Genomic DNA, 15,043 nt, shown 5'->3' with positions numbered 1-15,043 from the left:
GCCATGGCCCGCTGTAGATGTAATGCCCACTCAGCGGGCACGATCAGATGCGGATTGGCCAAGCGTGCAACGAAAGGGACGCCGACCTGCGCCCGATGCTCTGCGCCTAGTGGCAGTGGCACTGGTGGCGTTGCAGTTTTAGGTGATGGGCTTGGGCGGACGGCGCGGGAGTCTGTTACAGCTTTTAGGTAACTGTCAGGAATGACGGCGCTGATTCGGCTGCCAGAGCCGACCTAGCGGACGATGTATCCTTCAAGCTGCAAGCGCTCGAAGGCGTTCTCCAGCGTACCCCGGGCAATACCCAGCGCTGACCAAGCGTTCGGGTCGACGGCAATCGATCACCAGCCTGTAAGAGTCCGCCTAGAATCGCATCCCGTATTGCCAGATAAGGCCTCTCCTGTTTCGTGCCCGTTGCCTCATCCGCTGGCAGAGGAAGCTCCATGGCCAGCTTCACCCTGCCCTTGCTCATATTGGTTCATACCGCTTTCAGTTATATGGCGCTAATGATCAGACCATTTGCGGCCTAGTCTACCTGCATCTCCTCACTGAATTGCACGCTAGGTTTTCCATGTCACTCCCTGATTATTTACTGTTTGCAATTATCGCTGTGTAGTCCAAATGGGCTCACCGGGGCCTTCGACTATTTTTCTGATAAACAACGCGCTCATGCACGGGCCGGCCCGCGCTGTGCTGATGCTGACTGGAGATCTGGTGGCTATCGCAGTTCTGGCGACTTGCTCCCTGCTGGGGGTCGACGCCATATTGATGGCCAACCCTGGCGTATTCATGGCAATAAAGCTCGCTGGCGCGGCTTACCTGCCGTGGCTGGGTATTGAGCAGCTTCGTTTGAGCCGCAACAGTCAGCGCAATAGAACCCAGCCGTCGGTTCCTGAACGCATCTCGGCTCTCTGGGATAAGTCATTCGTGGTCGGCATCAGCAATCCGAAGGCGATTCTCTTCTTCTCATCATTGTTGCCACAGTTTGTGGGTAAACCGCAGGACGCCAATATCGGCACGCTATTGAGCTTGATCGGGCTATTTGTTGTAATCAAATTCGTAGTATCCGGAAGTTATGCGTTAACCGCAAAAAAGATGGCAGACCGATTGGCCAAACCCGGCGCGGCGGTGTGGGGCAAGCGGATCACCGGTTGTGTATTGATGGTTTTTGGAATGGCGATGGGCGTCAATGCGTTCGAGTAAGCGGCTGGTATTCAGGGTTTTATGATTCCCAGCATTGGGTAACAAGCGGGGCCTCGACATCGCTTCTAAGGCTCTGTCAGCGTATCAAGCGCACACCTCCACCCTGAAAAAAGAGCCCCTAATGATCCGGCTAGCCGAGACAAAAGATGAGCCTGCTATCAGAGAATGCGCTGAAGAAGCCTACGCTCGCTATATTCCTGAGATCGGCTGCAAGCCCGCGCCGATGACCGCCGACTATGCAGCCCAGATCGCGGCCGGCATCGTGTACGTGGCTACGGGTGAAGACGCAGCCCTGCAGGGCTTCGTGGTGTTCTACGCAAAGGACGGTTATGTCCTTCTGGAAAATGTCGCCGTCCTGCCAACTGCCGCTGGACGAGGAGTTGGTAAATTACTGATCAGCTTTTGTGAAAACGCTGGCAGGCAGCTCGGTATGAGTGCGGTGCGTCTTTACACCAATGAGAAGATGACCGACAACCTCTCGATTTATCCAAGGCTCGGCTATGTTCAAGTCGCGCTGCGCACCGAGCACGGCTTCAAGCGCGTGTACTTTGAAAAAGATCTGGCTTGATGGAGCGTGACGGCGGGTTACGTTTATTCAAGGGCAGCCTGGGTAGCACTGACCATCGCTCATATGGGTCTATTCGCGAGGTAGCGGTCAGGGCATCACGTGGACAGCCCGCTTCCGAAGAATCAGCAGCATTGGTCTGACCGGCCGAACGATTAGGTTCAACACATTCACTAACTGGCAGCAGGAAGCCTAAATCATTATCTATCGCCATCCCATGCTCGGGCCTTGTTGTTCATGCTCAACGGCTTCCGAGGATTGGCTGCACTCAAGTTTGAACCTGAATGCAGCAGTCTTGTTAAGCGCGATCAAAGTGTTACTCACGGCTATCTACCTGCGTGGTGCCAAGATTTCTAGGGCCGAATAACCGGATTTAGAAGATGGTATTAGTCAGCCTGTGATCTCTCGCATCCCCTCGCCTGCTCAGGCCAATGAAGCGGACTTTCGGCGCGTGGAGTTTCTTCAGTACTTAGCGTTCGGCACCACCCGACGCAGCACCGCCACCTCCACGTTGGGCGTGCTCGTTCGGCAGAATGGAGCAGCAGGCACCACGCTGACGGCCAACAACGGTTGTTTAGCAGCAAGGCTGTTAATAGATTCGAAGAGCATATCGTCAGGGCTTCCAACTTATTTGGCAGCTTTAAAGCTTACGAGCATGCCGCGTTTGAATGCTGACACAACGGTGTCAGCAGGCCACATGTACATTAACGCACTAAATTACCAAGCCAAATCAAAGATGCTTACAGCCCTTTCACAGCTAGGCTGGATCGCCGTTTCGATCGCAAGTGTCGCCCATTTAATACTGGGCGGCATTTGGTACACCGTTCTTTTTCGTCGTCGCTACGCTAGCGTAATGGGGTTGGACGAATGACCTTCCAAGGCGCCAGCCTGCTTGATCGCTGGCCCCTTCCTGTGTAGCTTTGTAAGCATTGTCACCACAGCAATCTTGCTGCAGTGCCTCGGTATCGACAGTCAAAGTGACGCCTTCTTTCTGGGCGCACTCGTTGGGATCGGTTATCTAGGCACAACGACTACCAACATTGCGATCAATCCGTTTTTCATTATGCTTATGCTTATGCAATTCTCACCGTGCCGATGTTGATTATTGGAAGCATAATTTCCAGTTCAATCCTTGTAGCCATGCGGTGAAACTTATTCGGCGAGCCGATCGTCTGTTCGAGATTATTCAAATTCTTCGCCAGTCGAACGTGCCACTCACGGCAGACTCAATCGCTACAGAATTGGAAATCGGAAAGCGGACGATCTACCGGGACATCGCTGCGCATGGCTAGACGCGTGCCGATTCGCGGCGAGGCCGGGATCGGCTATGTCCTCGAGCGCGGCTTCGATCTACCGCCGCTGATGCTCAATGTTGACGTGGTGGAGGCGGTTAAACTCGGGGCTCAATGGGTCTTTGCTAATGGCGACAGAGATTTGTCCCGTGCTGCTCTCTCCGTCTCAGCAAAGGTAGCAGCCGTAATGCCGCACGATTTGAAGTGTTTAGTCGATGATCCTGCTGTCGTCACATTGCCCCGGCACGAGGCATGCCGCAGCAATATGGATTTTCGAAAGCTTAGACGCTGGTGCCGCGAAAAGCCGCAAGATCGCTATCCGTTACCAGGATAAAAGCGGTGTTGAGACGCGCCGTACACTTCGGCCGTTCATGATGGGCTATATCACGGGATGCCAGGTCGTGATCGCATGGTGTGAGGTGCGTGAGGAATTTCGTGTATTTCGTGAAGATCGTATCAAGCTTGTCGAGTTTTTGAGGAGCAATTCCCGGTCAGCGCGGCCCTCTGCCAGCGAACGCGCACTCTGCTCGTTGGGATGCAGAACGCACGCTTGGTATTCTTCGAGCAGCTTCGGGCCGCGCTCTACTTACCTCTATTGAAGAACAGCCTCAGGTGCTGCGATGTGTACATGCCTCAACACATCGCCAAAGTGAAGCCTGAACACCTCCACCTGCCCGGGTACGCGCACGGCATCCGCCAGCCCATTTTGGACGTTTGGGCGAGCTGCCATGACTGGCTGTGCCACGGCTTCGGTCAGCAGAGAGAAATCAGTTGTTCGATCTAAAGTGTCACCAAGCTCTTGGAGGGTATGACGGTCAGCTGGCTTTTAACCGGCAGCGTATCGGGCGCGGAGCAAGGCGCCACTGCTGATGGGTATGAAATTAAGATGGGTCTGCAGTGCCGCAGAGATCGATGTCTTCCCACCGGCTATCGGCCCAATTAACAGAAGTAATCGCCTCACATGATGACGATCCTCCTCTTGTACTCTCAATATTCATGTTTAGCGTAGCGGAACCGGACAGTTCTACAGCTTTTTTATTATGATGCGCAAATGACGCCGAACTAACGTATGTTTGAATAGGCTGCCTTCATGAAGAGGCGGGATTCGACCAGAAAGGCCAACCAGACCTTCATTAATATGCACAGCCAATTCTTAGTACGTTTTCTTGCCGTAGCTTGCTAGGCCATCATCATTCCTATCAGCGAAACCGACCAACAGCATCCGACCCTAGCCCCTCGTTGAATGAGCTGGCTCCCAGCAGGGTCGTTATGAATAGTCTTCTCGGAATAGCGCGCGAACTGCTTTACGCTGATGACTCCAACGTCTGACCAAGGCGACTGCACCAGATTGCTAACTGTCCCGGCCATGCGGCTCTGACAGCTTTATCGGAGCCCCTCATGTACCCAAGCGACCCTTTGTGGACAAACACATGCAATCCAATTCCCCGACTACAGACCTAGTGAGAAGCATGACTGAGGTTGCCGAGACGCTGCACGACTCTTTCACATCTCTATTGAGCGCTGCAGTGAGGCTAGCTGAGGTTGGCCAGGATGAGGAAGCGAGACGCCTGGTGGAATTGGCGAAGAAAATTCAGGATGCTGAAGAAAAAATGCGTACTCACACGAAGGACGCGCGAGTCGGGAAGATCGTAAAGCTCAACGTCCATTGAAGCCCAGTCACCAGCGCGCGAGTGTTAGCCCAGTTAAGATGCTTCTCCCCACTAAGGGCTGTATACCTCGTTCGAGGGCACCTGTTCCTGTTCGAGCGTCGACAGCGCAGGCAGCTTAGGTAAGCATGGAGCTAATCACTGGCAAAAGGAGCGCCGGATATGGATAGCAATCAACGCATTATTGCATGGTCATCCGCTTGGCCATTGGTCGGTGGGCTGGTGGTGCGCACTGGGTGCATGCGAGGGCAATCTGTCTTGCTCTGTGAGGACGTATTCCCACACGAGCCAAGTTGCGAAGCTAAGGGCGAAGTGGCGGAGATGCCGTGGGCGGATCTCCATCAAATTCTAGATAGAGAGCGCGGTTGACCGGCGACTCGCGAGTTGCAGCTTGCTCGGCTCTCCCGGTCATGCGCGCCAATGCGCACTAGCATCACTGACCAAAATTTGGAGTCTCGCAGTGGTTGGCGACGTGTGGCGGCTGAGCCTGCAAAACATTTAAGCCATGTCCATGCTGTCTTCTTCGCGGGGAATGCCCCAGTTGCTTGACCTCCGTGGCCAGATACCCCTTGTGCATATAGTCAGCCAGCACGAAAAAATTAGCCATATGAACACAAGCGTAAGCGTCCGACCAACTCACCTTCCTGGCGCCGATGCCAAAGGTGATGGTGTCCACCCAATTTGGGTGGACACCATTTCTAGCCTTTTAAGCGGGTCTTCCAATGCAGCCACGACGCCGCCGCTATTCTAAATCCTAGAAGACCTAGTAGGCCAAGAGCGCGCCAAGCTCGGAGCTTGGGTAAGCAACTCCTAATTCACACTACGAATCGGTTAACCAACTGATTCAGATCAACAGCCAATTTTGACATTTCACCGCACGCACTAGCTGTCTGGCTGGCACCTGCAGCACTCTGGGTCGCCAGCTCGCGAATGCTGACCAGATTTCGGTCAACCTCACGGGCGACATGTGATTGCTCTTCAGAGGCCGTCGCGATCATGAGGTTGCGTTCATTTATTTGAGAAATGGCCGTTGATATCTGATCAAGTGAGGTACTGGCCTCTTGAGCGACGCCAAGCGACTCGTTCGCTAGCTCTCTGCTCATGCTCATGGCTTGAACAGCCAGATCAGAATCGTTCTGAATGGCCGCAATCATCTGCTCAATTTCCTGCGTAGACGCCTGGGTGCGATGAGCCAATGCCCTTACTTCGTCAGCAACCACTGCAAATCCCCGACCTTGCTCGCCAGCTCGTGCGGCCTCGATTGCGGCGTTCAATGCCAGCAGATTAGTCTGCTCGGCAATCGCTCGAATCACCTCGACAACTTTACTGATGCTCTGAGCACGATCTGATAAACCTTGAATTTGTTCACTAGTGTTTTCAACGTTTCCGTTTAGCTTTTGAATAGACTTCAATGTATGAGCGACTCGTTCCAAACCTACCTGGGCATAGCCTTGGGTACGCTTTGACTCTTCGGACGCTGACTCCGCATTACGAGCTACCTCATCAACTGCCGCGCTCATTTCGGTGACCGCTGTGGCTGCTTGATTGACCTCGTCATTTTGTGCGACAAGCCCCCTACTTGACTCTTCAGTGACCGCTGTCATCTCTTCCGATGCAGAGGCTAGTTGGGTGGACGAATCGGAGATCTGCATGATCGTAGTGCGCAGGTTTTTTTGCATCTGCGCGAGCGCTTTCAACAGTCGCCCTGCTTCATCAGTTCCGCTGACCAACACTTCTTTGGAGAGGTCACTGGCGGCTATACGCTCAGCAACAGTCAGTGCATCATTGATCGGAGAAGTAATGCTTTTCGTCAGCAATGATGCCAATCCAACCGTCAAGATGACCACGCCCATTATAAGGCCGACAACAAGCCAAAAGCCGCCGTTGTAGAGATCGGTCGCGCTTTGCCCAGCCTGTGCAGCACCTTCGTCGTTAAAGTTCGTCAATTCCTTAATCTGCTGCTCCATGGTATTCGTCAAGGGGCGGATGTTGGTCTTTCCAAGCTCAACCGCAGCAGCAATGTCACCCTTCCTCAGCAACGGTTCGAGAATATCCAGCTCTTTAGAGTAGGCATCGGCACTGTTTTTTACGGGTGTGTAGAACGAACGTTCTTTATCACTGGCTATCAAAGGCTCATAACCCGCCACCGCATCGGTGAACGCTTTACGGTAACCAGGAAAGTTTTCAAGGTTCTTTTGAAGAGACTGAGGGTCAGCAAACGCTCGCTGTGATTCGAGCCGAAGGCGGAGTGTCGCTTTATCCATCAATACAGTTTGTCGGATGCTAGCCATCCAGTTGAGTTCGATGTCTTTTTCGGAATCCCTAAGCTTTCCCATTTGCAGGACTGAGAATACGCCTAGTACAAAAACTAACCCAATAATCAACGCGAAAAACAGGGCGGCGCGAGGCGCTACGTTGAGATTTCTAAGGCGCATACGAAATTCCTATTTTCCAATGGTTATTGATAGATTAAACAGACTATCGGCAACAACGTTGTAAACTTTAAGGATGTAATCGAAAGTAGCATCGGCCTTGGCGCTGCCAACCATGCTTCATGGTGGCGCAGGGTGCCTATCGACCCAGGAAATCGAGCAGATGATCGCTGACATTCAGAACGATTCTGATCTGGCCGTGAAGGCGATGAATACGAGCAGAGACCTAGCGACCGAATCACTTGGCGTCGCCCAGGAGGCCAGTACCTCGCTGGATCAAATAGCCAGCGCCATTGTTCAGATCAACGAGCGTAATCTCATGATCGCCACGGCCTCTGAGGAGCAGTCGCATGTTGCGCGCGAGGTTGACCGCAATCTCGTCAGTATTCGCGAGTTGGAAACTCAGAGCGCCGCGGGTGCCAGCCAGACAGCAAGTGCATGCGGTGAAATGCCAAAACTGGCCGTGAACCTGAATCAGTTGGTTAACAGATTTGTTGTGTGACAAAAGCTTTAAGAGTACTGAGGGTAAGCCAGCACTGAAAAGCAACGTGCCAAAAATGCTCAAATTTTCGCATCGCCAGGCAATTCTGAAAAACCGGGATTGCCTGAAGCGTAATGAATGGTTGTTTCAAACATTAGCTGTCTAGCGAAACTGAATTTACAAAGTACACACGACTAATCTCAATATTTAGCCTGACTGAGTGTGTTCAGAAAAGGTGTAATGGCCGACGCTTACTGCTTAGCAATGCGAGGCTTTTTTGCATTACCACATCCTAAAAAAGGTATGGACACCGTGTTTCCCAGCGTCAATAGGAGCCCGCAATCGACCCTGAGCCGGCAAAATTATCAGAGACGAACTGATCCTCAGCCAGCATGCTCGCTACTCGACTAGCCAATAAATCCAAGGTGTATGGCTTGGTCAAAAGCTGCATGCTCGGGCCTAGGAAGTCCGCCCTAGCCAAGGCGCCTTCTGCGTAACCTGTCAAAAAAAGCACGGGCAGACGCGGTTTCAGTTGCTGCATAACCTCAGCCAACTGACGACCATTCATGCCAGGCAGACCTACGTCTGTGAGAAGAAGATCTATATCTGCCAGATCATTGAATACTCTCAATGCCTCCTCACCGTCCCGTGCCACATATACTCGATAACCAAGCTCTTCAAGAACGTCCTGGTTAATTAATCGCACAGAATCATCGTCTTCGACCAAGAGGATGCACTGGCCCTGGCCCATGGCGGCAATTTCGCAATCCCTGGATTTCTCAAGCTCGGACTTCATGTTTTCTGGCAGAGAGATTGAGACGGTTGTACCAACGCCCAGTGCACTGTCGATGGAAAGGCTGCCTTTGCTCTGATTAGCAAACCCATACACCATGGATAATCCCAAGCCCGTCCCTTGTCCGATGGGCTTTGTGGTGAAGAATGGCTCCATCACCTTTTCCAGGAGCGAAGGTGCAATACCACAGCCAGTGTCTCTGACCTGTATCGTCACCATAGCATTAGTACTCAGCTCAAGTATTGGCTCAACCTGCGTCACGATGGATATCGTTCCGCCATTGGGCATGGCGTCTCTGGCATTAATGACCAGATTAAGAATCGCATTCTCTAATTGGTTCGTATCGACCAATACCCAAGGCTCGTCGGCACATAGGTCTAGCTTGAGTATAATCTGCTCTGTCACGGTTCTTCGAAGCAGGTCTTCAAGTGATCCTATCAAATGATTGACAGAAACCGCATTGGCATCCAGTGATTGGCGTCGGGAGAAGGCCAGCAATCGGTGTGTCAACGACGCCGCTCGCTGCGCTGAACTCAGCGCGGCATCCATGAATCGCTCAACGCCATCGACTCTTCCTTTGGCCATGCGCACTTTAATCAAGTCCAGCGCACTGATCACGCCGGTGAGCATGTTATTAAAGTCGTGTGCAATGCCACCCGTGAGCTGACCCACCGCCTCCATTTTCAAGGACTGTCGCAGTTGATCCTCGGCGCGGGCTCTTTCTGCACTTTCTGATTGCAGCAGATCAACAGCCTGACTCAGCTCTTTAGTACGCAACTTTACCTGAGTTTCCAGCTCTTCATTAAACCGCCGAAGACTTAGCTCAGCCTGCTTCTCTTCGTTAATATCCACAATGACCGATGCGGCACCGATGATCTGATGGGTTTCATCATACAGCGGCACAGCACTCACCCTCATCCAAGACTCTTGCATGCCGTCGAGCCTGCGGTAGAAGTCTACTCCCGTCGCAGGGTCGCCTCTCAATGCTCTAGCACCCGGGAACATCTGAGGCTCAAGCATTTTCCCCTGGTCATCCAGCGCGACCCACCGAGCCGCTCCGTCTGGTTGCTTGGAGGGGATGAGACCTCCAGGTACGTACTGGCGATATAGAGGGTTGCTGATGACTGAAGCCCCGTCCGTGTCCATGAAACAAACTCCAACGGGAATATTTTCGAGCAGGATGCTCAGGCGACTGCGCTCTTTTGCAAGTTGATCCAAACTTTCGCGCATTTCAAATTGGCGCTCACGAGAGCGCCACGCGGCACCTACAGCGCTCAAGAGTGATGTTGAGCTAAGAGGCCTTTCCAAAACGATCACGTGACCTGCCGATTTAGGTAGGCGGCGCCTTGCTAGCTCTGTGTCTCTTCCCGAGCGTCCGTTGCTAGATGCAAGCAATATGATGGGTATTTCAGACCAGCCCGGCTGGTTACTCAGGGCGCCTGCGAGGCTCTCCACATCTCCAGACAGACACTCCTCTGTGAGTATCACTAGCCCAGTATCCTCACCCAGTGCTAACGACAGAGAGACCAGGTCGTGATGAATACGGACTGGGTATTTATCGCCAAATAACTTGCTCAGACTCAACGCGTCTCCTTTAAAAGGAGCCACAGCCAACAATCTTCTGTCATCGGCGAGCCGCTTACTCAACACGCTTTCGACCTTCCATGAGCGGAACATCGGCGCCAAAATACTCGGGTGTTCCAGTCAGAACCCCTCGGAAATTGGACAACGGTTCGCCAACGCGTACCCCTCTTGAATCAATACGAAGCTCTCGAATGGCATCCTCATGTGCGCCACCTCGATGTTTGAGCACAGATATCGCTTTGCGCAGTCGGCCCTGAGCTTCGAAGAAGCGAATCAAGATAACGGTGTCCGCCACATAGGAAACATTGAGATTAGTGGACATAGAGCCGACCAACCCATGCTGAGGATTGATCAGGAAGGTCACTACCCCGAGCTGGCTAAGATAGGAAAGCAGCTCATGAATCTGCAAAATCAGTTGTTGTTCCTGTGGCATTGCTGCCATGTAGCCATTGAGGCTATCAACGACAATCATGGAGCTGCCACGCTGCTCGACCTCGGCTCGGACACGCCAAGCAAACTCACCGGGGGAGATCTCTGCTGGGTTTATTTGTTGAATAACCAACTGACCGCTTGAAACGTAGCGGCTCAGATCCATGCCCATGCCGTCTGCACGAGAGATCAGCGTGCCGATCCGCTCGTCAAACTCGTAGATGGTGCATTTCTCACCCCGTCGGCATGCAGCGCTCAGGTACGCCAGCGAAATTGTGGTCTTCCCTGAGCCGGCAGGGCCGGTGACGAGCGTACTCGTACCCCTCAACGGCCCTCCGGCTAGTAGATCATCTAACTCACTGACTCCGCTTGCGACAGCCTCCGCTTTAAATCCTACATGATGCGTGGAGGCTATCAGGCGTGGGTAAACCTCAAGACCACCTTTACGAATCGTGAAATCATGAAAGCCCGCGATGAAATCTACACCACGTAGCTTCTGCACTTGGAGGCGTCTTCGCGCGGCTCCGAAATCCAGCGTCAGTCGCTCTAGAGTGATCACACCGTGACAGAGGCTGTGCAAGTGGTTGTCTAGCTCGCCGTTGGATGCCGTCAGGTCATCCACTAACAGGACTGTGATATCTCGACCCGCAAAATATTGCTTGAGCGCTAACACCTGCCTGCGATAACGCAGAGGGTCTTGGGCCAGAAGGCGCATTTCGGAAAGGCTATCGAAAACCAAACGCTTGGGTTGGAGCTTATCAACGCGCTGCTGGATAAGCTTGATGGTGTCTCCAAGCTCTGCTTCCCAAGGGTGAAGGATTGATTGCTCGTAGTCCTCACCCAAGACCTCTTCAGTAGAAGAGAACTCAAACAAATCAATGCCGTCCAGCGACCAGCCGTGCGAGTGCGCAACACTGTCAAGCTCTTCACTGGTTTCAGAAAGGGTGATGTATAGCACTTGCTCGCCAGCGGCAACCCCGTCCAGCAGAAACTGTAACCCTAGCGTTGTCTTTCCCGAACCCGGCGTACCCTCAAGCAAATAAAGACGATTGCTTGGTAGCCCACCTTTCAGGACAGAGTCAAACCCGACATTTCCAGTCGAGACGATAGGGCGTGGTTGAGCCATTTGAACCTCTAGAGTAACTGCCGAGTAAGGAGGGCTACAGTGCGTCTGGCCGAGTATGAGGCCTGCCATTCGCTACCGCCATATGATGCCGGCCAGCAACCAAAAAAGTCAGATGTGAGGGGACATACGAAGACCTTGACTATGCAAGGTGACTTCGCCATACGCTTACCCATGACGCAGGGCTACGCTGGCCATGGACAAGCCAGGTTGCAGGCATTCCTGGACGACTTGGGCTTTGAAAGGTTTGGGATAAGAAGTTCTTTGGCGCATGGCAATCCTGAAGATAAGGGCGATGGTGTCCACGTATTGTTAAGTGGAGAGCATCGCCCCTATCGCGTGGATCGGGTAGGTGACTTCGCCGGACGCTTACACACAAGCTAGGTTTGCAGACGATTAAGCGCACTAAAATGCGCTTCCTCCGCCAGTCTGGCAAATATCAACTTTCCCAGCCCGAATTCTTGATTTTAAATAATGAAGAACCAAGAGTTCGGGTAGTCTAACGAGCATCCTTTGCCACTCAAGGGGCTGTGTTTTTTACAATCCAGTCGGCGAGCCATTCACCAATCTCGACACTATTTTTGTCGAGCATCAACATATGGGTCGCGCCCGGCATTCCAATGTCGCTGAGCATAATGGACTCGGCTTTCGCCCCAGCGCGATTAGCGGCAGCGACGAACTCGGCACACTGTTTTGGTCGTGGTGCCCACAAGGGGGACTTCTCCGTATTGTCCCCCCATAAAATCAATATTGGCATGCCCACATAGGGAGTCATATCTGAGGTCGGAGAAGGACAGGCGCCCGGTTCGATAGCGACTATGCCTTTGACATTTTTGGAGTTTGCGGCGGCTACCTGGAATGGGTAGATGCCTGATTGTGAATGGCTGATAAAAATGGCGCCGTTGAGCTGCGTTGCGAGTAGCGAAAGCGCGGGCACGGTTGGATTTGGCACCGGCAGCGCGTTGTACCAATCAGGTACGAGCTGCTTCCAAAATTCTCCTTGGGCCTCCAGCGGAAAATTCATTTTTGCGAATGTCTTTGGATATTCAGGCCCAAACCGGAAAAGCTGCCATGCGCTTTCATGCGCGGCATTGAAAACCTGAGGCAGGGCCTCAGCGCTGGCACGTCCAGCTTTAACTTTGACAACATCTGAGACCGTAGAGGCAGACCTGCCACGAGATACCTGATCGATGACATAGGTGGAGAAACCACGCCTTACAAACAGCTCGTCCCAACCCATGCGACCGTCGGGCGTTGCTTCCCAGGATTTACCTGTTAGACAGCATCCGTGCACCAAGACGAGCGGAGTTTTCTTAGCCGCTACGGGAGTTTGGTATCGCACATACATTTGATTGACGGAAACAGTTCCTCCGCCTTCAGGCGCATAACGGGGAAGTAGAGAAAGATTTTTATCCTTAATCTCCTGGCCACCCACGAAGAAACTACCCTGTTTAGCTATGACCAAGGGATCAGACGCACCATCAGATTGATGGTGGACGGCTGAGCAGGCTGAAACAGCGGCGGCTAGGAATATACCGGTGATCTTAAAGGATGGGTGCATGATGGTCTCTTATTGTTGGTTGGAGTAGTAACTGCGTCTTGCTCCCGAGAAACGTCTCCAACAGCCTGTGCCAGGCCGTCGAAATCTGAGGCTCTAGCGCTGGCTAGCTTCTCTTGCCGCGTAGGGTTTATGTAGTCTTTATTATGGCAAGCATCCCTTTGTACCAAAGCAACGAGCTCACCTCATCCCTGGCCGCGCGTTCAGTATCGGATTTGGAGGCCGGCTAGGGTCTCCCTGCGAGTGTTGACGCGCCATGCCGGCCCACTGATATGGGTCTTACTGAAGTTTGAATTCAGAAGAGTATGCTTTGTGCTCGATTACACAGTTATAACCGCATTTAGGATTAACACAACAATCAATCCAACCACTGCCACAATGGATTGGACAACGGAGATCGTCTTCGTGGCTTCCCCCATGGTCATGCCAAAGGACTCCTTTACCATCCAAAAGCCTGCATGATTTGCATAATTGAAAAACAGCGAACCGCAGCCAATGGACAAGGCTAACAGAGGCAGGTTAAGGCTGGGATCAGCTCCAGCGAGAGGCGCAAGCAAGCCAGCTGCTCCTACAATGCCCACCGTTGCGGAGCCAGTAGAGACCGACAGTAACATCGCTATCAGCCAGCCCAAGACCAGCGGAGGGAAGGCAGACTGCTGAGTCAAATGCACAATGGCATCGCCTACCTTAGCGCTGGTAAGCATTTCCTGAAACGCTCCGCCTCCCGCAATTATCATGATTATTGAAGCAATTGGTTTGAGGCTTTTACCCAGAGAATCGCGCAACTCTTCAGCGTCTCCACCGCGTACGAGCACTAGGCTCGCGCCGGCGAAAAGTACGCCTAAGAGCATAGATATTAGAGGGGTGCCCACGAAGCTAGCCAGTTGCAGGACAGCATTGCCTTTGGGCAGCACCATCTCGGCGACTGCATTGATAAGCATCAGGATCGCAGGTAGCAAGGCTGCCAGCACGCCTAGCCAGACGCCTGGGCGAGCTTGATGGTCAGACTTCTCAGCCAAGGTGAACTGATCTAGTAAAGTCTGATCGGGCCTCGTGCTCATCCGCCGAGAAATGAAAGCGCCGTAAAGCGGGCCGCCTAGAATCATTGCTGGAATAGCCGCAAGAAAGCCATAGAGCATGGTAGGCCCGACTGAGGTTTTGAGCGCGGCGATGGCCGTCAGTGGGCCTGGGTGGGGCGGTACCATGCCATGCATAGCGGCAAGCGCCGAAATTACGGGTACACCGACGTAGACATAAGAAGATCCTTTGAAGCGAGCTTGGCTTTCCAGCTTTCGCGCGACGCTGAATATCAGCGGCAGCATAATCACCAAACCCACCTCAAAAAACATGGGTATGCCAATTACAAATGCAACCATCATCATTGCCCAAGGTATCATTCGATCCGAGGTACGTTTAAGGATGACCCCGGCTATCTGCTCGGTGACGCCAGCATCGGCTAGGATTTTGCCCAACATCGCACCTAGCGCAATTACGATCCCTACTGCCCCGAGCGTCTTTCCGGCACCGGTGATCAAGTGAGCGGCGATACTTTCCGGCTGCATTTGGGTAGCAAAGCCAACGCCGATGGAAACTATCAGCAGAGCCAGAAGCGGGTGCATCTTGAGGCGCGACACAATGAGTGCCACCAGCACCAGGACGCTGACAAGCGCCGTCATGAGAAGCTCTATATCTAAGGTAGTCATGCAAATATCTCATTAAGGCGGCCGCTGAGCTTGCACTCAGCATTTGGGAAAGTGGGTCGAGTAGTAACATTTGCCGGAGAAACCTGAACACTGAAAAAAGCGTCTGAGCTGCTCCGCGCTAAATTCAAATCAACAACCGCGAAACCGACATGGCTCGCTGCTATGTCAGTGTTGTCAAATAGATCAGATATTAGATCAACATGGACACCAGCCCCT

At 52.8% G+C, this 15,043-nt stretch carries 13 protein-coding genes and 1 pseudogene; 8 read left to right on the top strand and 6 right to left on the bottom strand.

All coding sequences use genetic code 11. The features are described from left to right. The first annotated feature begins 618 nt into the window (after positions 1-618). The 7 genes from ACYAR8_RS18375 (at position 619) to ACYAR8_RS18345 (ending at position 4,727) form a co-directional block, all read left to right on the top strand. Entirely contained in the window at positions 619-1,200 is a 582-nt protein-coding gene (locus tag ACYAR8_RS18375) for a LysE family translocator (RefSeq protein ID WP_463580657.1), read from the top strand. A gap of 121 nt (positions 1,201-1,321) precedes the next feature. Further along, positions 1,322-1,768, top strand: a complete 447-nt coding sequence (locus tag ACYAR8_RS18370; protein ID WP_463580656.1) for a GNAT family N-acetyltransferase — start codon at positions 1,322-1,324, stop codon at positions 1,766-1,768. Between the two features lie 448 nt (positions 1,769-2,216). After that, positions 2,217-2,636, top strand: a complete 420-nt coding sequence (locus ACYAR8_RS18365) for a hypothetical protein (RefSeq protein WP_463580655.1) — start codon at positions 2,217-2,219, stop codon at positions 2,634-2,636. Positions 2,637-2,910: 274 nt separating this feature from the next. Next, positions 2,911-3,057, top strand: a complete 147-nt coding sequence (locus tag ACYAR8_RS18360; protein ID WP_463580654.1) for an HTH domain-containing protein — start codon at positions 2,911-2,913, stop codon at positions 3,055-3,057. Next, complete coding sequence (locus tag ACYAR8_RS18355; protein WP_463580703.1) at positions 3,050-3,391, top strand: hypothetical protein; 342 nt, start codon at positions 3,050-3,052, stop codon at positions 3,389-3,391. Before ACYAR8_RS18360 ends, ACYAR8_RS18355 begins: the two co-directional genes overlap by 8 nt. Next, the gene (locus ACYAR8_RS18350; protein ID WP_463580653.1) at positions 3,273-3,656 is read left to right on the top strand and encodes a WYL domain-containing protein; all 384 of its coding nucleotides are present in this window, start codon (positions 3,273-3,275) and stop codon (positions 3,654-3,656) included. The genes ACYAR8_RS18355 and ACYAR8_RS18350 overlap by 119 nt, the downstream gene beginning before the upstream one ends. 870 nt (positions 3,657-4,526) lie before the next feature. Beyond that, positions 4,527-4,727: a ribonuclease P Rpr2/Rpp21/SNM1 subunit family protein gene (locus tag ACYAR8_RS18345; RefSeq protein WP_463580652.1), complete on the top strand. Its 201-nt coding sequence runs from the start codon at positions 4,527-4,529 to the stop codon at positions 4,725-4,727. Between the two features lie 812 nt (positions 4,728-5,539). On the opposite strand, the gene ACYAR8_RS18340 is transcribed toward ACYAR8_RS18345, so the two are convergent. Further along, positions 5,540-7,159, bottom strand: coding sequence for a methyl-accepting chemotaxis protein (locus ACYAR8_RS18340; protein ID WP_463580651.1), 1,620 nt, complete (start codon positions 7,157-7,159; stop codon positions 5,540-5,542). Positions 7,160-7,295: 136 nt separating this feature from the next. Here ACYAR8_RS18340 and ACYAR8_RS18335 point away from each other — a divergent pair. Continuing rightward, positions 7,296-7,658: pseudogene (locus ACYAR8_RS18335) on the top strand (methyl-accepting chemotaxis protein); the annotation flags it as partial. A 304-nt stretch (positions 7,659-7,962) separates the two neighbouring features. On the opposite strand, the gene ACYAR8_RS18330 reads toward ACYAR8_RS18335, so the two are convergent. The 5 genes from ACYAR8_RS18330 to ACYAR8_RS18310 form a co-directional block, all read right to left on the bottom strand. After that, complete coding sequence (locus tag ACYAR8_RS18330; RefSeq protein ID WP_463580650.1) at positions 7,963-10,014, bottom strand: ATP-binding protein; 2,052 nt, start codon at positions 10,012-10,014, stop codon at positions 7,963-7,965. A gap of 55 nt (positions 10,015-10,069) precedes the next feature. Beyond that, entirely contained in the window at positions 10,070-11,569 is a 1,500-nt protein-coding gene (locus tag ACYAR8_RS18325; RefSeq protein WP_463580649.1) for an ATPase domain-containing protein, read from the bottom strand. A gap of 165 nt (positions 11,570-11,734) precedes the next feature. Further along, the gene (locus tag ACYAR8_RS18320) at positions 11,735-11,839 is read right to left on the bottom strand and encodes a transposase (RefSeq protein WP_463580648.1); all 105 of its coding nucleotides are present in this window, start codon (positions 11,837-11,839) and stop codon (positions 11,735-11,737) included. Between the two features lie 247 nt (positions 11,840-12,086). Next, positions 12,087-13,127 carry a hypothetical protein gene (locus ACYAR8_RS18315; RefSeq protein ID WP_463580647.1) on the bottom strand — a complete coding sequence of 347 codons (1,041 nt, stop codon included), beginning with the start codon at positions 13,125-13,127 and terminating at the stop codon, positions 12,087-12,089. A 317-nt stretch (positions 13,128-13,444) separates the two neighbouring features. Further along, positions 13,445-14,827 (bottom strand): GntP family permease, encoded by a 1,383-nt coding sequence (locus ACYAR8_RS18310; RefSeq protein ID WP_463580646.1) that lies wholly within the window; start codon positions 14,825-14,827, stop codon positions 13,445-13,447. Between the last annotated feature and the right edge of the window lie 216 nt (positions 14,828-15,043).

The sequence above is a fragment of the Pseudomonas sp. HP_01 genome (assembly GCF_055284355.1).
This window is presented reverse-complemented; position numbering and strand designations above follow the sequence as displayed.